Below are 21009 nucleotides of genomic sequence, written 5' to 3'. Positions count from 1 at the left end.
ATGATGAAAGTTGCCATTATCGGTGCAGGGATCGTAGGGTCCACTGCAGCCTATTATTTATCCAAAGAAGCACAAGTGGATGTGACCGTCTATGACCATGGAGTCGGCCAAGCGACTAAGGCGGCAGCAGGCATTATTAGCCCTTGGTTTTCTAAACGGCGGAATAAGGCTTGGTATCGCCTGGCTCGTCTGGGAGCAGATTTTTACCAAGAATTGGTAGAAGATCTGGCCAAGGACGGAATTAAAACAGATTTTTACCAGCAGACCGGCGTCTATCTCCTCAAGAAAAAGGAAGAAAAATTAGACGAACTCTATCAGTTGGCGCTGAGTCGTAGGGAAGAATCTCCCTTGATTGGAGACTTGGCGATCTTGATCAAGGTAGAAGTGGCCCAGCAATTCCCAGGGCTGCAAGGTTTTGAGAAGCTGGTCTATGCATCAGGTGGTGCTCATGTGGAGGGAGCCCTTCTAACGGAAACGCTTCTTAAAGCCAGTGGGGCAAGAGTGATCAAGAAAGAGGTTGCTCTCTCAGTCTCAGATGATGGCTATCAGATTGCAGGAGAAAGCTATGACCAAGTTATCCTAGCAACAGGAGCCTGGTTGGGGCAAATCTTTGAGCCACTTGGCTACCAAGTTGATGTCCGTCCGCAAAAGGGGCAACTGCGGGATTATCAGCTAGACCTAGATACTGCTGATTATCCTGTGGTCATGCCTGAAGGAGAGCTGGATATCATTCCATTTCAGCAGGGCAAGATCAGTATGGGAGCTACCCATGAAAATGAGATGGGCTTTGACCTGACAGTGGATCAAGTTCTGCTTAATCAGATGGAAACAGAAGCCATGTCTTACTATCCAGAACTCGCTCAAGCCGAAGTTATCGGGGAGCGCGTGGGAACCCGTGCCTACACCAGTGACTTTTCACCATTTTGGGGAGCTGTTCCTGATCAAGCAGGCCTCTATGTCGCCAGTGGACTTGGTTCGTCTGGCCTCACAACTGGTCCCCTCATTGGGTGGCACCTAGCCCAACTCGTGGTAGGAGGAAACCTGCGCTTAGATCCAGCAGATTATTCAGTTGAACAATATGTGAAGAAGTAGGCTGGGACAAAAGTCCTAGCCTCTCAATTTTCTTTGGATTGTCGAGCAAGACGCAGTGGTTGAGTGGGCTCTACTACGCTGAATTCATCAGCTTTTACAGCCTTACTCAACTGTGCGGACGTGGGACGACGAAATCGAATTCTAACGAATTACCGATTTCTGTCCCACTCTCTTTTTTTCGAAAGACCTTCCGTAATTTGGCCAAAAATAGTAGAATAGAAGAAGTGAATCATCAAGAAAATGGGAATTGTTATGAATTGGTTTCAATCGCAATCCGTGGTCTTACAGGCCTTTCTCGCAGGATTGTTTACATGGGGCTGTACCATTGTCGGGTCCGCCATCGTCTTTTTCTTCAAGCATATTAGTCGCAAATTACTGGACATCATGATGGGCTTTGCGGCAGGAGTCATGATTGCGGCGTCATTTTGGTCCCTCTTGCAACCCTCGATTGAGTATGCGGAAACCTCCTATGGGAGCCTGGCTTGGTTGCCGGCGGCCATTGGTTTTCTAGCTGGAGAATTTTTCCTCCGCTTGATTGACGCCATCGTCCCTCACCTTCATATGACGAAGGAGATTGAAGAGGCTGAGAGTATCCATACGCCGAGGGAGAAGAAGTTGTCTAAGACAACCCTCCTCTTTCTCGCCATTACCATCCACAATTTCCCAGAAGGCTTAGCAGTCGGTGTGGCCTTTGGAGCTCTGGCTAGCAATCCAAGTCCAGAAGCCTTTATCGGGGCGGTTGGTTTGGCTATCGGGATTGGTTTGCAAAATATCCCAGAAGGGGCTGCACTTTCGATCCCAATCCGGACGGATGGAAAATCTCGTCTCAATGCCTTTTATTGGGGATCCATGTCAGCCATCGTTGAGCCCATCGGAGCTCTGCTAGGGGCAGTAGCGGTCTTATCCATGACGGCTATCTTGCCTTACGCCCTCTCTTTTGCGGCAGGTGCGATGATCTTCGTGGTGGTTGAAGAGTTGATCCCAGACTCCCAGACCAATGGCAACACAGATGTTGCGACCCTGGGCCTCATGGTTGGCTTTGTCATTATGATGATCCTAGATGTCGCTTTGGGATAACCTGTCATCACCTTGTAACACAAATGCAAGGTGACTTTTTTATATAAACATGATAAAATAAGGGTAATGACTACGTAGAAAGGCCTAACATTATGAAAGGTATTATTTTAGCAGGGGGCTCAGGAACTCGCTTGTATCCATTGACACGTGCGGCTTCTAAGCAGTTGATGCCCATTTATGACAAACCAATGATCTACTATCCGCTGTCAACCCTTATGTTGGCTGGGATCAAAGATATCCTGATCATCTCGACTCCTCAAGACCTTCCTCGTTTTGAAGAGCTTCTTGGAGATGGCTCTGAGCTAGGAATTTCTCTCTCTTATGCAGAGCAACCAAGTCCAGATGGCTTGGCGCAAGCCTTCATCATCGGAGAAGACTTTATCGGTGACGATCATGTTGCCCTCATCCTTGGGGACAATATCTTCCACGGAAACGGCTTAACCAAGATGTTGCAACGGGCAGAAGCGAAAGAAAAAGGAGCGACTGTCTTTGGTTACCAAGTCAAAGATCCGGAACGCTTTGGTGTGGTAGAGTTTGACGCGGATATGAATGCTATCTCTATCGAAGAAAAACCAGAACATCCAAAATCGAACTTTGCAGTGACAGGACTTTACTTCTATGACAATGATGTGGTAGAAATTGCCAAAAACATCAAACCAAGTCCTCGTGGCGAGCTTGAAATCACCGATGTCAACAAGGCTTATTTGGAGCGTGGAGATCTCTCTGTTGAGCTCATGGGCCGTGGTTTTGCCTGGTTGGATACGGGAACTCACGAAAGCCTCTTGCAAGCATCTCAATATATCGAAACTGTTCAACGCTTGCAAAATGTCCAAGTGGCTAACCTTGAGGAAATTGCCTATCGCATGGGTTATATCACCAAAGAACAAGTCCATGAATTAGCGCAATCATTGAAGAAAAACGAATACGGACAATACTTGCTCCGTTTGATTGGAGAAGCATAATGACGGAACAATTTTTTGATAAAGAATTAGCAGCCCGCAAAATTGAAGCCATCCCAGGCTTGATGGAGTTTGATATTCCAGTGCGCGGGGATAACCGTGGTTGGTTTAAAGAAAACTTCCAAAAAGAGAAAATGCTTCCCCTTGGATTCCCTGAAAGCTTCTTTGCAGAAGGTAAGTTGCAAAACAATATTTCATTCTCTCGTAAGAATGTCTTACGTGGTCTGCATGCAGAGCCTTGGGACAAGTACATCTCTGTAGCAGATGAAGGAAAGGTTCTTGGAACTTGGGTAGACCTTCGTGAAGGCGATAGCTTTGGGAATACCTACCAAACCGTGATCGATGCTTCAAAAGGCATCTTTGTTCCTCGTGGTGTTGCCAATGGGTTCCAAGTTTTGACAGACAAAGTTGCATATACTTACTTAGTCAATGACTACTGGGCATTGGAACTCAAACCAAAATATGCTTTTGTCAACTACGCAGACCCAAGCCTAGACATCCAATGGGAAAATTTGGAGGAAGCTGAAGTCTCAGAAGCAGACAAGAACCACCCATTGCTCAAAGACGTCAAACCCCTAAAAGCAGAAGATTTGTAAGAATGAAGCTCTTAAAACAATCAAGAACATCATTATATAGTTTTTAGCTTTGCTATAAACGAGCGAAGCGAGCTATGTACTTAGCTTTCCGCCGTGAGAAAAGCAACTGAACCACTTTTGTTTCAGGTGCTCGGAAGTTTTGAGACACTAGGCTCAAAACTTAGTCATGGAACTTCGAAGAAGTTCGCTGACGTCCGTACTCACCTAAGGAAAGCTAAAAAAAGATTGATTTAAGGAACAATCAAAACTAAAAACTATTTGGAGAAAAAATGTCAGAATATAAACATATCATCGTAACTGGTGGAGCTGGTTTCATCGGTTCAAACTTCGTACACTATGTCTACAACAACCATCCAGATGTCCATGTGACAGTCTTGGACAAACTTACTTATGCTGGTAACCGTGCCAACATCGAAGAAATCCTTGGAGATCGTGTTGAGTTGGTGGTGGGAGACATCGCTGATGCTGAATTAGTTGACAAATTGGCTGCCAAGGCTGATGCTATTGTTCACTATGCGGCTGAAAGCCACAATGACAACTCCCTCAAAGACCCATCTCCATTTATCTATACAAACTTTGTTGGAACTTACACACTCTTGGAAGCAGCTCGTAAATACGACATTCGTTTCCACCACGTGTCAACAGACGAAGTCTATGGAGACCTTCCATTGCGCGAAGATCTTCCTGGACATGGAGAAGGTCCTGGTGAAAAATTCACTGCTGAAACCAAATACAACCCATCATCACCTTATTCATCAACCAAGGCTGCTTCAGACTTGATCGTGAAGGCTTGGGTTCGTTCCTTTGGTGTTAAAGCAACGATTTCTAACTGTTCAAACAACTACGGGCCATACCAACACATCGAAAAATTCATCCCACGTCAAATCACCAATATCTTGTCTGGCATCAAGCCAAAACTTTATGGTGAAGGGAAGAACGTCCGTGACTGGATCCACACCAACGACCACTCAACTGGTGTTTGGGCTATCCTCACCAAAGGCCGTATCGGTGAAACTTACTTGATCGGTGCCGATGGTGAAAAGAACAACAAGGAAGTGCTTGAGCTCATCCTTGAAAAAATGGGTCAACCAAAAGACGCCTACGACCGTGTAACAGACCGTGCTGGTCACGATTTGCGTTACGCCATCGATTCAACCAAATTGCGTGAAGAATTGGGTTGGGAACCACAATTCACAAACTTCGAAGCAGGTTTGGAAGATACCATCAAGTGGTACACAGACCACCAAGACTGGTGGAAGGCTGAAAAAGAAGCTGTAGAAGCCAACTACGCGAAAACACAAAAAGTTTTGAAATAATGAAGAAGGTCCAAGTGGAACATCGCTTGGACTTTTTCTTTTTTTCTGAAAAACAGTGATTGCCCTTTCATGTATGGTATAATAGGATCAGTTTGAAAACAATCATCGATTAGGAGGAATAGATGAATCAAAAAGATTGGGTTGACTATTTTGAAGCACTCCATAACCGGAAGCCGAGTCTGCAAGAGTTTCAAAATGCACGAGCGAATGGTGAGTTTGTAGTGGAACGAAAAGAGACCGTTCCTGAAGCACCAGTTCCATCAGCGGTAGCCTTACGAGAGAAAAGTGAGCAGGCTCAAATGCCGTCACAAGTGGAGTCAAGGCCTGAGACTCCAGCTATCAAACGCTTTAGTGTGAAATGGAATAAGCAGACAAAATGGGCTTTATCAGGTATGGGAATACTAGCTATCTTTGTACTGGCTTACTTCTTTTTCTTCCAACCGACTCCAAGTTTGGAAGGAATTTGGGTTGGGCCTGCTGATTCAACAGCAGTAGTTTATGAGTTAAATCAAGAAGAGCCACGATCGTATGGTAAGTATAAGATTGAGAAAGTTTATAAAGGAAATGAAGCAAAACAAGAGTTTCAGAAGGCTTTGAACCAGTTAAACTACTACAAGCTGAAAACCTTAGCAGATGTTGATAGAAAATTTGACCTCCACACAAGGGAAGTTATCATCATTAAAGACGAGCATGGGCTTGTTTATAATCTACTCCAAAGCAATGGGAGCAATGTGATTTTAGCCAATGACTTGATGGATTTGGTTACCTATAGTGATCATTCAGAGAGCTTTAAGAAGAATGCTATTTTTCACAAGACAGAAATTCCCAAAGTGCTAGTTGGGAAATGGAAAATTGAGCGTTCTTATGATGATGAAACCAATTATCTTGAATTAAATGCTCGTGGTATTCTTACTTATAGCGAATTTGATAGTAGCGAAGGAACGGCTTTTTATAGCCTAGAAGAGCTCCAAAAGATGCCTTCAACTAAGTTTGATCAAGAAAAGACAGCTGACAAAGTGAAAGAGGCCTATGAAGATCTTCAAGATGCGGTCGATTCTCAAGATTACCAGCTAACTAGTATGAAAGACGTGTACAAGCAACTAGGATCTGATTTTTATTATGTCCCTGTAAATGGAGGGAAGACAGTCCTTGTTTTCACAGAAGACTATCATTTAGTTGAAAAATTGGAAAAAGTGAAATAAATCAGAAGGGCCGAAAGGTCCTTTTCATTTATTTTCTGAAAATCACAAAATAAACCATGGATTTGTGGTATAATATGGTTAGTTTTTATAATGAATCAATAAGGGGGATATGATGAATCAAAAAGATTGGGTTGAATACTTTGAAGCGGTTAATGGTCGCAAGCCAAGTATGCAAGAATTTCAAGAAGCGCGTGAAAAAGGGGAGTTTGTCGTAGAGCGAAAAGAAGCACCAGCTCCATCAACTGAAGCGCAGGCTCCTTCTCAGGAAGCACCTGTTGCACCTAGTGCGCCTCTTTCACAAGAGCAGACGGGTTTTGTCCAACCACAACCATCTGCGAAAACCTTGCAACCTGTGCCAAGACCGAAAAAATTGACATTTTCTTTCAATAAACAAACAAAGATTGGGGTCGCAGTTGCGGGACTTGTCGCAGTGATTGCTCTTGCTTGGTTCTTTTTCTTTTCAGGTGGACCAAGTCTAGATGGGGTTTGGTTGAGAAATACGGATTCTAGTCCGGTTACTTATGAACTAAGTGGAAAGAAACAAAAAGTCAATGGTGGTGAGACCATCAAAAAGGTTCTCAAGGGGAATGAAGCGAAAAAAGAATTTAATACAGCACTTTCTTTGTTAAATGCAACAGACTTGCATTCACTTGCGGATGTCGATAAGAAATTTAACCTGAAGACGACAGAAATTGTTGTTATTAAGTCTGGTGGGAACACACGCTATAACTTGCTCCAAAAAGACGGAAGCAATATTATTTTAAGAAATGATTTATTCGACTTGAAAACTTATAAGTCATACAAAGGAAACTTTGAAGATAATTTGGTCTATCACAAGGTTGAAACACCAAAGGCCATGGTTGGAAAATGGAAGAATGTGACAGAAGGAGATAATACAACTGTTCAGATTTCAGATCATGGAATTATAAGTGATAAGTATTACGATAACAAGGCTTACGCATTCTATTCTCTAGCTGATCAAGAAAAGTATGATGGAGACACGACTTCTAAAGAAGAGATTGAACACACATTTGACGTAATTCAAGAAGCGGTGAAATCAGAAGGCTATCAAGTGAAGAGCGCTAAGGAAGTCTATATACAAGCTAATTCAAATTATTGTTTCGTACCTGTCAACGGTGGAAAAAATATACTCGTCTTACGTGGTGGGAATGAATTTGCCGCAAAATTAGAAAAAGTGAAATAATGAAAGGACCGCAAGGTCCTTTTTGTTTCAAAACTTCTTACTGAAAAACTATTCATGTCTAGGCAAAAATATGGTAAAATGGATAAGATGTGTCTGAGATGTCTATTGTTTCTCAGACGACTACAGGTAATGGAGTAGAAAATGCAAAATAGACCTATTATTATTGGTGTTACTGGTGGCTCTGGTGGTGGAAAAACCAGTGTGTCTCGTGCCATTTTGGCCAATTTTCCGAATGAAAAGATTGCCATGATTGAGCATGATTCTTATTACAAGGACCAAAGTCATTTGACCTTTGAGGAGCGGATCAAGACTAACTATGACCATCCTTTTGCCTTTGATACGGACTTGATGATTGCGCAGATCAATGAACTCTTGGAGGGTCGTCCGGTAGATATTCCAACTTATGACTATGCTGAACATACGCGCAGCAGCAAGACCTATCGTCAGGAACCACAAGATGTTTTCATCGTGGAAGGAATCTTAGTTCTTGAAGACAAGCGTCTTCGGGACTTGATGGACATCAAGATTTTCGTTGATACGGATGATGATGTGCGGATCATTCGCCGGATCAAGCGAGATATGGAAGAGCGTGGCCGGAGTCTGGATAGTGTCATTGAGCAATACCTTGGTGTAGTAAAACCGATGTACCACCAGTTCATCGAGCCAACCAAGCGTTATGCGGACGTGATCATTCCTGAGGGCGTGACCAACACAGTTGCGATTGACTTGATCACAACCAAGATTGAAAAAATCCTCAACGAAGCGCGTGAAGGAAAATAAAGATAGGGAGCAAGAGGGCAATCGCTCTCCAATCCTTTCACATTAATTGAATAATTGAATGTCGCAGTAGTTGGTGAGACTCTTCATTCGCTAAAAGACTCGAAAGAGTTCTCAATCAACTTTGCGGGGGTGGTACGGGAAACGTTATGTAACGTTCTGTACCACTCCCTCTTTTTCCTAGGGAGAGTGGAAATGAAAAGGGAGTTTCATTCGCGGACCAAGGCGTTCGCTTGTTTATTGACCATGTGTGCTGGTTTTTCAGACGCTTATACCTTTATCTGTCGGGGTGGGACCTTGGCGGCAGGCCAGACGGGGAATGTGGTCTTTCTATCGGTCGGCTTGATTGGCCATCAGATCTCGGATGTAGAAGTAAAGTTGGCAACCATGCTGTCTTTTATGCTGGGAATCTTTTTGATGACGGTTTTGCGGCGTTTGATTGACAATTCAGTCTGGCGCCTCAGTACCTTGGTGCCCTTTATCCTCACGACCTTGGTGACGGGATTTTTGCCAGCATCGGTAAAAAATGTCTTCATCGTGCCTTTTTTTGGCTTGAGTTTAGGAATCGTAGCGACCTCTTTTGGAGAAGTGGATGGCTACGCATATAATCATTCCTTCATGACGGGAAATCTCAAGAAAACCATGGTGGCTTATGGGAATTTTGCCAGAGAAAAGCAGAAGAAATTCCTTTGGGAAGCCATCTTTATGACCTGTTTGATCGGGAGCTTTGTCTTTGGGGCCATTTTTTCAACCTACTTGATCCAGTTTTATGGATTAGAGACCATCTGGCTGGTATCCATTATCTTGACTATCTTTTTAATCTATCGTGCCATTCAGTATTTTGAAGTCTTTCACTTCAATCGGCGACATGAATAGATAAAATAATTTTTAGAAGAATGAGTTAAATGATTCTGCAAAGAAATAAAACTGAGATTTCATTTTTAAAATGAATCAAGAATATATTGAAACTTTCCGCCGTGAGAAAAGTGCTAGAAACAAAATTGTTTCTAGCACTCGGAATTATTGAGACCTTAGGCTCAATAATTAGTCATGGAACTTCTTTGAAGTTCGCTGACGTCCGTCCTCACCTAAGGAAAGTTTCTAAGATAACTTTATCTATATTCCAGAGGCTGGGACAAAAGTCCTAGCCTCTCAATTGTTTTTGGATTGTCGAGCAAGACGCAGTGGTTGAGTGGGCTCTACTACGCTGATTTCATCAGCTTTTACAGTCCTACTCAACTGTGCGGAGGTGGGACGACGAAATCGAATTCTAACGAATTACTGATTTCTGTCCCACTCTCTTTTCTTTCGCTGTTTGAAGCTTAATTTTTGGGCAAAGATTTGGTATAATGGAAGGTATGAAACATTCGGAAAAAGAATCACAATACCAGCTCTTGCTGGCTCAATTAGATGCTCTCTTAACTGGAGAAACCAATGCCTTGGCTAATCTGTCCAATGCCAGTGCTCTCTTAAATCAAGCCCTGCCTCGTTCGGTCTTTGCGGGTTTTTATTTGTATGACCAAACGGAATTGATCTTGGGACCTTTTCAGGGAGGTGTTTCTTGTGTCCATATCGCTCTTGGAAAGGGTGTCTGTGGAGAAGCCGCTCAAAAGCGGGAAACCATGATTGTCGATGATGTGCGCCAACACGCTAATTATATTTCCTGTGATAGCCGGGCTATGAGTGAGATTGTGGTGCCTATGATCAAGGACGGTCAGCTCCTTGGGGTTTTAGATCTAGATTCAGAGTGTGTCTCTGACTATGATCAGCTGGATCAAGAGTATTTAGAAAAGTTTGTCGCTCTCTTGATCGATAAGACAAACTGGGACTTTAAGATGTTTGGAGTTAAGAACTAATGTATCAAGCTTTATATCGGAAATACCGTAGCCAGACCTTTGGCCAATTGGTCGGACAGCAAGTAGTGGCACGGACATTGAGACAGGCCGTCGAGCAGGAGAAGATCAGCCATGCCTATCTCTTTTCTGGTCCTCGTGGTACTGGGAAAACCAGTGTGGCCAAGATCTTTGCTAAGGCTATGAACTGTCCTAATCAAGTCAATGGGGAGCCGTGTAACGACTGCTATATCTGTGAATCCATCACCAATGGGAGCCTAGAAGATGTTATCGAGATCGATGCGGCCTCTAACAATGGGGTCGATGAAATTCGGGATATTCGCGACAAATCCACCTATGCTCCGAGTCTAGCCAAGCATAAGGTCTACATTATCGATGAGGTCCATATGCTCTCGACAGGGGCCTTTAACGCCTTGTTGAAGACGCTGGAAGAGCCGACGGAAAACGTAGTCTTTATCCTCGCAACAACGGAGTTACACAAGATTCCTGCGACCATTCTGTCACGGGTGCAACGCTTTGAATTTAAATCCATCAAACTGCCAGATATCGTTCACCATTTGGAAAGTATCTTAGCTACTGAAGGCATTGCCTATGAAGCAGATGCTGTTCAGATCATTGCCCGGCGCGCTGAAGGTGGGATGCGGGATGCCTTGTCCATTTTGGACCAAGCCCTGAGTCTGACTGCGGGTAGTGAGTTGACGACAGCAATCGCCGAAGAGATCACCGGCTCTATCAGCCTAGCTGCGCTTGATCAGTACGTAGCTGCCATTCTGGCTCATGATGCGACAGCGGCGCTGGATCAGCTGGCGATTATCTTTGATAATGGGAAGAATATGGCCCGTTTCGTCACGGACTTACTTCAATACTTGCGGGATCTTTTGATTGTCCAGACAGGTGGAGAAAATACCCACAATAGTGACTTGTTTGCCGTTAATCTTGAAGCCGATCAAGCCCGTCTTTTTGCCCTGATTGACCAGGCGACGACCAGTCTAGCGGATATCAAAAATAGTCTGCAACCGCGCATCTACACTGAAATGATGACCATTAAATTGGCTGAAAGCACAGGCCAAGTTTCTAACTCAGCTACTGTGGAGGTTCCTTCCAATCTGCTAGCTCAGCTGGAAGATTTGAAGAAGGAAGTCGCTCAACTCAAGCAACAGTTAGCGCAATCAGGTAGCAGTCTTCCTGCTTCAAAACCAGCAGTAGCTCGTCCAACCAAGTCGAGCAAGGGCTACTGTGCAGATCGAAACAAGGTCAATGCCATTTTACAAGAGGCGGTTGAAAACCCAGAGTTGGCACGAACCAACTTGATCCGTCTTCAGAACGCTTGGGGGGAAATCATCGAGAGCTTGGCAGGTGCGGATAAAGCCCTCTTAATCGGATCCCAGCCGGTCGCTGCCAATGAAAATCACGCTATTTTAGCCTTTGAGTCTGCCTTTAATGCTGAACAGACCATGAAGCGGGACAACCTCAATACCATGTTTGGAAATATCCTCAGTAATGCTGCCGGTTTCTCGCCAGAGATTTTAGCGGTTTCGATGGAAGAATGGACTCAAATTCGGGCAGAGTTTTCGGCTAAGGCGCGTGGGCAAAAAGCGGAAGTGGTGGAAGAAGAGGAAAGTGTCATCCCTGAGGAATTTCACTTTTTATCCGATAAAATCACCCTGCAAGACGATTAATACATGAATTTTTTACTGAATCATGGTAAAATAATTTTATGAATAGAAAACAATTTGCAGTGATAGCAGTCTTTACTGCTATGGAGACATACTTTTTCAATGAAGCGACCATGGCGGGTCAAATGCTCTTTGCATGCTTTTGGGCCCTCTTGATCTTGCGCAATCTCCAGACGGCCTATATTGTGGAGAAGATTGCTAGTGCCATTGAAAAAGAAATCAGAAAGAAAAGAAAATAAAACCTTTGAAAAGAAATCCTTTTTCAAAGGTTTTTTCTTGTTTTAAAAGGCTTCTTGGCATTGTTTGCGGTAATCTCCTGGGGAGAGGCCGACCTTTTGTTTAAAAGCCTTTGTAAAGTAGGAGTAGTTGTCATAGCCCACCTGGAGGGCGACTTGGTAAATGGGGGTATCGCTTTGCGATAGCATCTCTTTTGCGGCGGCCATCCGTTTATCGGTGATGTATTTCACCAGGGTTTCGCCGGTGTCGCGCTTAAACATCCGTGCTAGATGATCTGGACTAAGAAAAACCATCTCTGCCAGCTTGGTGCGACTGATTTCTTCCTTGTAATGGTGGTCGATGTAGTCGGTGATCCGCTGGATGAGATTGGATTGGTGTTCTAGATCGATCACATAATGGCGAGCAGAGCTCCAGTAATCCCCAATATAGGCTTCAAAAGCTTCGATGGCATGAAAACGCCGTTCGAAGAGAAATTGATGGTGTTTGTTTTGAAATAACTTGTGGGCGAGAATGCCGTTCTTGTCCAGATAAATCCCAATTTGCTGGGTCCAGTCTAGCTGGAGTTCACTCAGAGCTGAGAGCGGGATGCGATCTTGAGTCTCTAAGCTATGGATGATTTGGAGAAGCTGTTCCGTCTCTAGTTGATTTGTAAAAGTAAGCGATGTCCGATGAGCGGGCTTTTGAGGTTGTGGACCCAAAGAAGCATAGGAGTGGATACTGTTCCAATGGAAGACTTGTTCTTCACTGTATTGGCAGAGTTGCAGAGCCTTCATCAAGAGCGTCTCAAGGGAAATAGCATCTGAATAGAGAAGGATAGAGGATCGGTCTAAGTCTTGCTGGATCTTCTGCTGGATAGCCTCTAGGAAGTCTACACACTCTGTAGTCTGATTCTTTTTGAAGAGGCAGAGGTAGCGATCGGTCTGGCTTTCGATTTTACTGAGGGCGCAGTAGTGGACAGGGAAATCCAGGGAGAGATCCTTGATACAATGGCGGAGCTGCAAGCGCCAAGAAGGGACACTTGGCTGAAAGTCTTCTTCAACTAAGTGGAGGGTGATGAGGACCAAAAGGTAGTCTTCATGTGGGTTGGGACTATAGCCGTGCTTCATGACTTCTTGAAGGAGCTGTTCTACCTGAGATGGACGCGGTTTTCGCAGATAGTCATGCCAAAATTCAGCTTCTCTTTGTCCTTGCTGGGCTAATTGGGCTACACTCTTGTGGCGCTTGATCTTATTGAGGGCTTTTTGAATGATAAACTCTAAGCGATCTGGGTCAATCGGTTTAAGGTAGTATTCAAAACTTTGGAGTTCAATGGCTTTTTGAGCATAATTGAAATCAGCATAATTTGTGAGGAAGATCGTTTGAATATCATATTTTTCTGACCGGACCCAGGCTAAGAGATCTAGCCCACTGCCTTGTGGCATCTCGATATCACTGATCATGAGCGCGATTGGGTGGTTTTGAATGATGGCTTGGGCTTGGCTCAGGCTGGAGGCGGTATATACCTGCTCAATACCCAAGGCTTCCCAATGAATGGTTTCCTCAAGGGCTTTAATGATAAAACGATCATCGTCAACGAGTAGGATATTCATGTGTGTCTCCTTTGTAGGGTTTATAAGGCAAGCTCAATTGGATGTGGGCTCCTCCTTGGGATCCATTTGAGAATTGAAGCGTGTAGTGATCTGGATAGAGGAGATCCAGTCGCTCCCGTGCATTGGTCAAACCAATGTGGTGGCCATCTTCTGTGACTAAGGATTTTTTCTCTGCTAGATCTTGTAAGATAGCGGAGCTAAAACCAGGACCATTATCCTGAAGGCAAATGGCAAGGTGTTGGTTTGCTTCTTCATGAATAGAAAGCTGGATGTGGAAGGAATCTTGGAAAGAAAAGCCGTGTTTGATGGCATTTTCTACAAAGGTTTGTAGAAGAAGGGGGGGAATAGCTGCATCTTTCAGACCAGGATCCCAGTCTAGGTCAAAGTGGATGCTATCCCCATAGCGGATTTTCTGGATTTCTAGGTAATTTCGGATATGTTGGATTTCATCTGCTAGGCGATTAAAATCTTGGTGGGCTTGAAAGAGGTGACGCAAGTAATTGGAAGTCACCTTGGTCAACTCCTCGATTTCCTTATAGTTCTTGGTTTGGAGCATGCTGTGAATCATGGAAAGCATGTTGAGGTAAAAATGAGGTCGGACTTGATTTTTGAGGTAATTGAGTTCGACTTTTTTGAGGTTGAGTTGCGCGTGGTAGGCTCGAATTTGGAGGTCTTTCATGTGGATCAGCACCTGATTGAGCTTGTGATTGGCCTGATCGATCTCTAAGATCCCTTGGTCTTCGATCACGTCGAGCTTAGTTGAAGCAGCATCCAGCTGAGAAAGCCGCTGGGTGAGTCGTTTCATCGGCTGGATCATTCGCTGACGAATATAAAGGATAAGAACGGTGGAGAGAACAGCGATGATCAAAGGAACCAAGGAGAGTAGAGTTTCTAGAACGATATTTGTACGGAAAACATCCCCGTAATCGACCGTCACATAAAGATCAAAAGGCAGATGGGTTTGATTGCTGTCGGCTTGAATGACGGAATCTGACGCATGGACCTGGTTAGGGCGATCGATGGCTAAGCGTCCTTTTTTCCCGATATTGAGCTTTTGCAAGGGTTTTAAAATATCCTGGGTGGAAATGATGGCATAGATGGCCTTACCCTTGTAATGGAGGGATTTCAAGAGGTAATCATGCTGGTTCAGGCTGATCCGTTGCCATTTTTGACTGGTGCCGTCAGCGTCTTTGTCATAGGTTTTAAGATGATCTTTCAATTGCACATAGTCCAGGTAGGGCAGTTGAAGACTGGAGGCATTGAAAAAATGGGGGATATCTCTTGTCTCTATGAAAAAGGTAATGGGGCTATCCACCTGGTACTGAAACTCAGTGAAATCAATCCGCAGTTTTTTTAGGTTTTCTTGGAAATCCGTGAAATCAAGCGGACTATTGAGTTCTGTCAAATAGTCATTGTGACTAATAGTACTGTACATAAAACGCTCAACGGAGTGAAGCTCTGTATTTAAGGAGTCCGCATAGATATGAATGGAGTCCTCTAAATGGAGCATATTTTGGTGTTTAATAAAATTTCGGCTAATCCCGCCAATCAGAAGGTTGATCAAGGTATTGACGACCAAGAGAAGAAAGAGTAAGCGTGAAAAAAATTGAATCGAGTGATCTCGTGTACTTCTGTGAATAGCTTTCATAATGAGCACCTCACATATATTATAGCACTATTTGAAAGCGGATTCATGAACAAAACCGATAATAAAGTAAAAAAATCGGGAAAGTGCATGTTTTTGTGTGGAGAAAACGGAAAAGTGGATGAAGAAGCACGAAAAAGTTCTATAAAGATGGAAAGGATTCCTATAAAATAAAGGAGAAAGAAAAGGAGGGCCTTATGAAAAGCGAAGTAAATGCGAAGCAGAGCAAATTTAAGAAAAATATTCCTTTATATGTGCTGCTCCTGCCATCGATTATTTTATTGATTTTATTTGCCTATATCCCTATGGCGGGTCTAGTCATCGCTTTTAAAGATTACTCTCCTGCTACTGGGATATTTGGAAGTCCTTGGGCTGGTCTCAAGTATTTTAACCAGTTCTTCTCATCCTTCCAATTTACAACAACCATGAAGAATACCTTGAAAATTTCTATTTACAGTATTCTAGTTGGTTTTCCTTTGCCGATTGTTCTAGCTATCATTTGCAACCAGATTCGTGTGGGCAAGTTCAAAAAAATCTTTCAAGTAACGACTTATTTGCCTCATTTTATCTCGACCATGGTCATGTGTGGGATGATTATTCTCTTTCTCTCTCCAAGTAGTGGACTGTTAGCCAATGTCCTCAAACTGGTCGGCTTAAAGATGCCTGCCCTCTTATCCAAACCGGGTAGCTTTGCAGGTGTCTATGTCTGGAGTGATGTCTGGCAACATATCGGTTGGGATAGTATCATCTATCTAGCCGCGCTATCGGCCATTGATCCGACCTTTTATGAAGCAGCGACTATGGATGGGGCGAGTCGATTGCAAAAGATCCGTCATATTGACTTACCCTTACTTTTACCAACGGCCATGATTCTCCTGATTCTCAGAGCAGGAAGCCTACTCAGTGTTGGTTTTGAAAAGGTCTTGCTCTTGCAAAATCCACTCAATCTGGCAGGAAGTGAAATCATTTCGACCTATGTCTACAAAGTGGGGATGATTAATTTCCAATATAGTTACTCGACAGCGATCGGTCTCTTTAATACCTTGGTCAACTTGATCATCTTACTGTCGGTTAACTGGTTTGCGAAACGCTATACCAAGACGGGATTGTTCTAGAAAGGAGGAGAAATTGTGAAACTATTTCAACATGCGAGAAAGACTAAGTCAGAAATCCTCTTTGATATTTTTATCTATGGTCTAGCGATTTGCTTGATTCTGTTGATTGTTTACCCTTTGTGGTTTGTTATCATTGCCTCCTTCAGTAATCCGTCTGATGTGGCAACTGGTAAAGTTTGGTTTATCCCGAAGGAATGGCGACTAGACGGCTATCAACGATTGATTGAGCAGCCGTTATTTCTAAAGAGCTATCTCAACACCATCCTTTACACGGTTGTGGGGACCATCGTTGCTCTGGTCATTAATATCCCGGCTGGTTACGCCTTGTCGCGAAAGGACCTCTTTGCTAAGAAATGGGTCAGCGTCTTCTTTATCGTCCCCATGTTTGTCTCTGGAGGCTTGATTCCCATTTATTTGACAGTGAAACAAATGGGGTTGGTTGACACCTTCTGGGTGATGGTCGTACCGTTTGCAGTATCTCCTTACAATATCGTTGTAGCTCGCACTTTCTTTAACAATAGTATTCCAGAAGGGATGTGGGAAGCCGCCCAGATCGATGGTTGCGGAACCATTTATTACTTCAGAAAGATCGTGCTCCCCTTGTCCAAGGCTATTATTGCCGTTATTGGACTTTGGACAGCAGTAGGGATCTGGAATTCTTGGTTCAATGCCTTGATTTATTTGACCAATGAAAATCTCCAACCCCTACAACTGATCCTGCGCCGTCTCTTAATTAGTAATCAAATGTTGCAATCGCAAGCAACAGGGGAGGTAGCTTCTGACCTCCGTATTAAGGCTGATATGATGAAATATGCAGCCATCGTTATCTCAACAGCACCGATTATGATGCTGTATCCATTCGTCCAAAAATACTTTAATCAAGGTGTCATGATAGGGGCCTTGAAAGAATAGGAGAAGATCATGAAAAACAGGAAATTTGCCTATCTGCTCCTTGGAGCAGCTGCTTTAGCTGGCTTGACGGCTTGTGGAGCTTCCACAAATAAATCAAGCAATGACAAGAATGATGGAAATACCTTCAAGATCACGACCGTTCGTTGGTCGGATTGGGGGGAAGACTATCACAAAGGTTTTCTAGATGATTCAGCCAAGGAATCAGGTATCAAGATCAAATGGGATACCATGGTGGCTGCAGACTGGTCTGATAAGAAATCTGTTCTTGTTGCCAGTGGAGATTTACCAGACGCTTTCTTGGGATCCAATGCCTTCACGGATTCTGAAATCGCTCAGAACCAAAATATGTTCATTCCATTGGAAGATTTGATAAAGGACAATATGCCTAACTTGAACAAGGCCTTTGAAAAAGAACCGAAATTAAAAGCCATGGTGACCAACCCAGATGGTCATATTTACAGCCTACCTAAGAAATTGCCAATGCGGCCAATCGTCGGCAACCAGCTCTTTATTAATAAGAAATGGTTGGACAACCTTGGCTTGAAGATGCCGGAAACCTATGACGACTTGGTGACTGTTTTACAAGCCTTCAAGGACAAGGATGCTAATGGCAATGGCGATGTCAATGATGAAATTCCATTTGGCTCTGGTAACTTTGATCCGACCTTCTCTTATATCTTGCCATTCAACAACCGTCTGGGTGGAGATAATACCTATGAAATGTCCGTCAAAGATGGCAAACCGGTCTACCTCCGGACGGAAGAAAGTTATAAACAAGGGATAGCGGCTATGCATGAAGCCTACAAGAAAGGCTTGATCGACCCTGAACTCTTTACAGAAGATACCTCCATGTCTGTTGCCAAACGGATGGACAAGGGAGTGGCGCGTGTCGGTGTATCAAGTGGTTGGACAGCAGATGCAACCTTTGGCCAACATGCCAGCGAATATGCTCCTCTTCCAGCATTGAAGGGCCCAGATGGCAAACAATATGTCATTTCTGACCCAGATCATTTGAACTATGGACGCAATGAAATCCTGATCACGAATAAGTGCAAGGACCCTGCAAAATTGCTCAAATGGTTGGATAAATTCTACACGGATGATGCCAGTATCCAAAACTTCTATGGATCCTTTGGCATTGCGACTGAAAAAGATGGCGATAAGTACAAGGTCTTGGCTCCAAAAGATGGTAAATCTGCCGATGAATGGGCTTGGATCAATTCCCTTCGTGACTTTGGACCAAAATATGTGTCAGATGATATCAATAGTCATGTCGACATCGACCAAACACAGGGTGATGGCCTCAAATTGAAGATGGACAAAGAATTGAAACAATACGCTTTGCCAGCATATCCAAATGTCATCTACTCTCAAGAAGAATTAAACAAATTATCCTCTATTTATGTAGATATCAACTCTTATGTTACCCAACAAGCTTCTAAATGGGTAGTAGAAGGGGGCATCGAAAAAGAATGGGATGATTACAAAGCAACCTTGAAGAAGATGGGCATTGATGACTTTATGAAGATTCAACAGGATGCCTATGATCGTTACCAAAAAGAAGTGAAGTAATAGGGGTCTAAATGGATTCAAGTAAGTAACTCAGGGGCGTAGAGCCCCTGAGTGCTTCCTTAGAGGAAGTAGCAGAAATTGAGATGAAGAACAAGGAGAAGAAGATGCAAAAATTATTTTCATTGGATGGACGCTTGGTCAAGACCTTGACCCGGTTGACAGACATCATTATCTTGAACACCTTGTTTATCGTTTGCTGCCTTCCGATTCTCACGATCGGTGCATCGCTTACGGCTTTAGCAACCATGTGGCACCGCTTGTTGAAAGGGGAAGATACGGATCTCGTCTTTCATTTTTTCCGTCTCTTTCGCGCTAATTTCAAGCAAGCGACGGTGATTTGGCTGACTTGCCTAGGACTATCAGCCCTTCTTTATTTGGATTACTGTCTTTTTTCAAATACAGCCTTCTTAAGTGAGTATGGGATTTGGATCTTGCTTCCCTTTATCGTCCTTCTATTTGGAGGGATGACCTTGATCTTCCCTTATATCGGCCTCTTTGAAGATCCTACAAGAAAGGTCTGTCTAAATAGTTTCCTCATTGCTCTCTTAAATCCTATTCAAACTATCTTTCTTATCTTCTTCAATCTGGCAGTGGTTTATATCAGTCTTAGTAGTCCTGAACGGTTACTGACAGCTATTTATCTCTTTACCTTTGGTGGTTTTGCTCTTTGGAGCTTCTTGAATGTCCGACTGACCGATCAGATCTTTGCAAGGATCCAAGAAGGAGGAATCTTTGAAAAATAAAGTCAAGCAAGTGGGACGTATGTTTTACTGATATTATTTAAATCGAATAAAGTTTCCTAGAAAATCTAGGAAACTTTTTCTATTTCATAAACATTTCACATTTCTTTTCTATAATAACTATAACAAATGATGAAAGCGTCCACATTGTATTGTCGTGGACCTTGAAATGGAGGGTGAGATCATGCTCTTACAACAGGCAATAGCCTATATTTCTCGAAAAAGAACGAGGAATCTGGTCCTCTTTCTGATTCTCCTCTTGATCCTATCTTGCTTGTATTTCTGTTTTTCACTGATGCAAGTAGGAGGAAGACTGGAGGAACATATCAAGCAGTCGGCTGGGACCAGCTTTGCCCTGACCAGTAAGCAGGGGGATAGGCCCTTTGCTCTGAAGGAGGCTGAAAAGGTGCAGCAGATAGCTGGGGTAGGAACCATGGTTCCTCAATATGAAAGTCCCGTTCGCATTCTTGGTAAAGAAGCGGTGACGGGGCAGCAGTCGGTAGAGCGGGATGATTTGGGTCAGGAAGCCAAGCAAGCGCTAGGTGCTGTCTTTACCCAGAAGACAGACCAGCACCTGGATTTCCGCAGTAGCAGTTTCCAACTGGTGCAAGGCAAACACTTATCCGACAAGGCTCGTGGCCAGATCTTGATCCACCAAGAGTTGGCTAAGAAGAACAAGCTTAAGGTCGGAGATTCCTTGACCTTATCCAGCTTTCAGATGGGAGAGACTCCTGCCAAAGAGCAAACCTTTAAAATCGTAGGGATCTTTTCAGGTAAGAAACAGGAAAAATTCACAGGAATGACCTCTGATTTGAGTGAAAACCAAGTCTACCTCCCTTATGAGGATGCGACCAAGCTCCTAGGTCTCAGTCAGCAAGAAGTGACCCAGGTCACCTTTGGCGTCAAAGATCCTGAGAAAATCGATGCTCTCTTGAAGCAAGTCAAAAGCTTGGATCTGGATTGGCAATCGCTACGCGTGGTCGAAGATCGCAAGGCCTTTGACCAGATGAAGGAATCCTCTCAGACCCTAGAAGGCCTGGTACGAATCATGATGATCGTCCTCCTGGTGACGGGAGCCGGTGCCCTTTCGCTCTTACTGAGTCTCTGGACACGGGAGCGGATCCACGAAATCGGAGTCCTCTTATCTATTGGGAAGAGCAAGGGACGGATCTTTAGACAGTTCCTCTTGGAAGTGGTGCTGGTATCCTTACTAGCGGTGCTCCCAGCCTTTCTCATCGGGCGGATGGTCAGCCATCGTTTCTTAGAGCAGTTTGTCGGACAGACCGGTCAACAGCAGACCCTAGACTTGCTCAAGCAAATCCCTCAAGGCCTTTCCTTAGGAATCGCCTATGCTAGCCTCTTGTGCTTGATCCTTCTGTCGCTGGGTGTAACTACCAGCATGATCTGGCGCAAGACCCCAAAAGAAATATTAACAAAAATGAGTTAA

Annotated in this window: 19 protein-coding genes; 17 read left to right on the top strand and 2 right to left on the bottom strand. The window is 43.9% G+C overall.

The annotated features are described in order from the left end of the window. From O3605_RS06185 to O3605_RS06130, 12 genes are all read left to right on the top strand, one after another. Window positions 1-1092 carry an NAD(P)/FAD-dependent oxidoreductase gene (locus O3605_RS06185; RefSeq protein WP_371585569.1) on the top strand — a complete coding sequence of 364 codons (1092 nt, stop codon included), beginning with the start codon at window positions 1-3 and terminating at the stop codon, window positions 1090-1092. Between the two features lie 252 nt (window positions 1093-1344). Further along, window positions 1345-2169: a ZIP family metal transporter gene (locus tag O3605_RS06180; RefSeq protein WP_049498024.1), complete on the top strand. Its 825-nt coding sequence runs from the start codon at window positions 1345-1347 to the stop codon at window positions 2167-2169. A 92-nt stretch (window positions 2170-2261) separates the two neighbouring features. Then, entirely contained in the window at window positions 2262-3131 is an 870-nt protein-coding gene (gene rfbA, locus O3605_RS06175) for a glucose-1-phosphate thymidylyltransferase RfbA (protein WP_003002772.1), read from the top strand. Then, window positions 3131-3724 (top strand): dTDP-4-dehydrorhamnose 3,5-epimerase family protein, encoded by a 594-nt coding sequence (locus O3605_RS06170; protein ID WP_023918495.1) that lies wholly within the window; start codon window positions 3131-3133, stop codon window positions 3722-3724. The genes rfbA and O3605_RS06170 overlap by 1 nt, the downstream gene beginning before the upstream one ends. 269 nt (window positions 3725-3993) lie before the next feature. Then, a complete protein-coding gene (gene rfbB / locus O3605_RS06165) occupies window positions 3994-5040 on the top strand; it encodes a dTDP-glucose 4,6-dehydratase (RefSeq protein ID WP_003002700.1) in 1047 nt (348 codons plus the stop codon). 122 nt (window positions 5041-5162) lie between these two features. Continuing rightward, window positions 5163-6242, top strand: coding sequence for a hypothetical protein (locus tag O3605_RS06160; RefSeq protein ID WP_049498021.1), 1080 nt, complete (start codon window positions 5163-5165; stop codon window positions 6240-6242). A gap of 112 nt (window positions 6243-6354) precedes the next feature. Continuing rightward, complete coding sequence (locus tag O3605_RS06155; RefSeq protein WP_049498022.1) at window positions 6355-7446, top strand: DUF1720 domain-containing protein; 1092 nt, start codon at window positions 6355-6357, stop codon at window positions 7444-7446. A 141-nt stretch (window positions 7447-7587) separates the two neighbouring features. Then, entirely contained in the window at window positions 7588-8226 is a 639-nt protein-coding gene (gene udk / locus O3605_RS06150) for a uridine kinase (RefSeq protein WP_003002524.1), read from the top strand. A 192-nt stretch (window positions 8227-8418) separates the two neighbouring features. Further along, complete coding sequence (locus O3605_RS06145; protein ID WP_049498023.1) at window positions 8419-9099, top strand: YoaK family protein; 681 nt, start codon at window positions 8419-8421, stop codon at window positions 9097-9099. A 482-nt stretch (window positions 9100-9581) separates the two neighbouring features. Next, window positions 9582-10079, top strand: a complete 498-nt coding sequence (msrC, locus tag O3605_RS06140) for a free L-methionine (R)-S-oxide reductase MsrC (protein WP_049495976.1) — start codon at window positions 9582-9584, stop codon at window positions 10077-10079. Next, window positions 10079-11755 carry a DNA polymerase III subunit gamma/tau gene (gene dnaX / locus O3605_RS06135; RefSeq protein WP_049495970.1) on the top strand — a complete coding sequence of 559 codons (1677 nt, stop codon included), beginning with the start codon at window positions 10079-10081 and terminating at the stop codon, window positions 11753-11755. Before msrC ends, dnaX begins: the two co-directional genes overlap by 1 nt. Window positions 11756-11793: 38 nt before the next feature. Beyond that, on the top strand, window positions 11794-11991 hold the full coding sequence (locus O3605_RS06130; protein ID WP_371585564.1) for a DUF3272 family protein: 198 nt from the start codon (window positions 11794-11796) through the stop codon (window positions 11989-11991). A gap of 42 nt (window positions 11992-12033) precedes the next feature. Here O3605_RS06130 and O3605_RS06125 read toward each other — a convergent pair whose 3' ends face one another. Together O3605_RS06125 and O3605_RS06120 are read right to left on the bottom strand one after the other, a co-directional pair. Beyond that, window positions 12034-13578, bottom strand: coding sequence for a helix-turn-helix domain-containing protein (locus O3605_RS06125; RefSeq protein ID WP_371585562.1), 1545 nt, complete (start codon window positions 13576-13578; stop codon window positions 12034-12036). Beyond that, window positions 13559-15226 carry a sensor histidine kinase gene (locus O3605_RS06120; protein ID WP_371585560.1) on the bottom strand — a complete coding sequence of 556 codons (1668 nt, stop codon included), beginning with the start codon at window positions 15224-15226 and terminating at the stop codon, window positions 13559-13561. Before O3605_RS06120 ends, O3605_RS06125 begins: the two co-directional genes overlap by 20 nt. A gap of 194 nt (window positions 15227-15420) precedes the next feature. Here O3605_RS06120 and O3605_RS06115 point away from each other — a divergent pair, with 194 nt between their 5' ends. The 5 genes from O3605_RS06115 (at window position 15421) to O3605_RS06095 (ending at window position 21009) form a co-directional block, all read left to right on the top strand. After that, window positions 15421-16338, top strand: a complete 918-nt coding sequence (locus O3605_RS06115) for an ABC transporter permease (RefSeq protein ID WP_371585558.1) — start codon at window positions 15421-15423, stop codon at window positions 16336-16338. A gap of 15 nt (window positions 16339-16353) precedes the next feature. Beyond that, window positions 16354-17250, top strand: a complete 897-nt coding sequence (locus tag O3605_RS06110) for a carbohydrate ABC transporter permease (RefSeq protein WP_371585557.1) — start codon at window positions 16354-16356, stop codon at window positions 17248-17250. 9 nt (window positions 17251-17259) lie between these two features. Next, window positions 17260-18822 (top strand): type 2 periplasmic-binding domain-containing protein, encoded by a 1563-nt coding sequence (locus O3605_RS06105; protein ID WP_049497847.1) that lies wholly within the window; start codon window positions 17260-17262, stop codon window positions 18820-18822. A 104-nt stretch (window positions 18823-18926) separates the two neighbouring features. Further along, the gene (locus tag O3605_RS06100) at window positions 18927-19565 is read left to right on the top strand and encodes a YesL family protein (protein ID WP_049497846.1); all 639 of its coding nucleotides are present in this window, start codon (window positions 18927-18929) and stop codon (window positions 19563-19565) included. 181 nt (window positions 19566-19746) lie between these two features. Then, window positions 19747-21009, top strand: coding sequence for an ABC transporter permease (locus O3605_RS06095; protein ID WP_049497845.1), 1263 nt, complete (start codon window positions 19747-19749; stop codon window positions 21007-21009).

The organism is Streptococcus sp. 27098_8_99 (assembly GCF_041431935.1).
In the GTDB taxonomy this organism is placed as follows: Bacteria; Bacillota; Bacilli; order Lactobacillales; family Streptococcaceae; genus Streptococcus; species Streptococcus parasanguinis_D.
The sequence above is the reverse complement of the archived record's forward strand: the minus strand, read 5'-3'. Positions and strand labels throughout refer to the sequence as shown.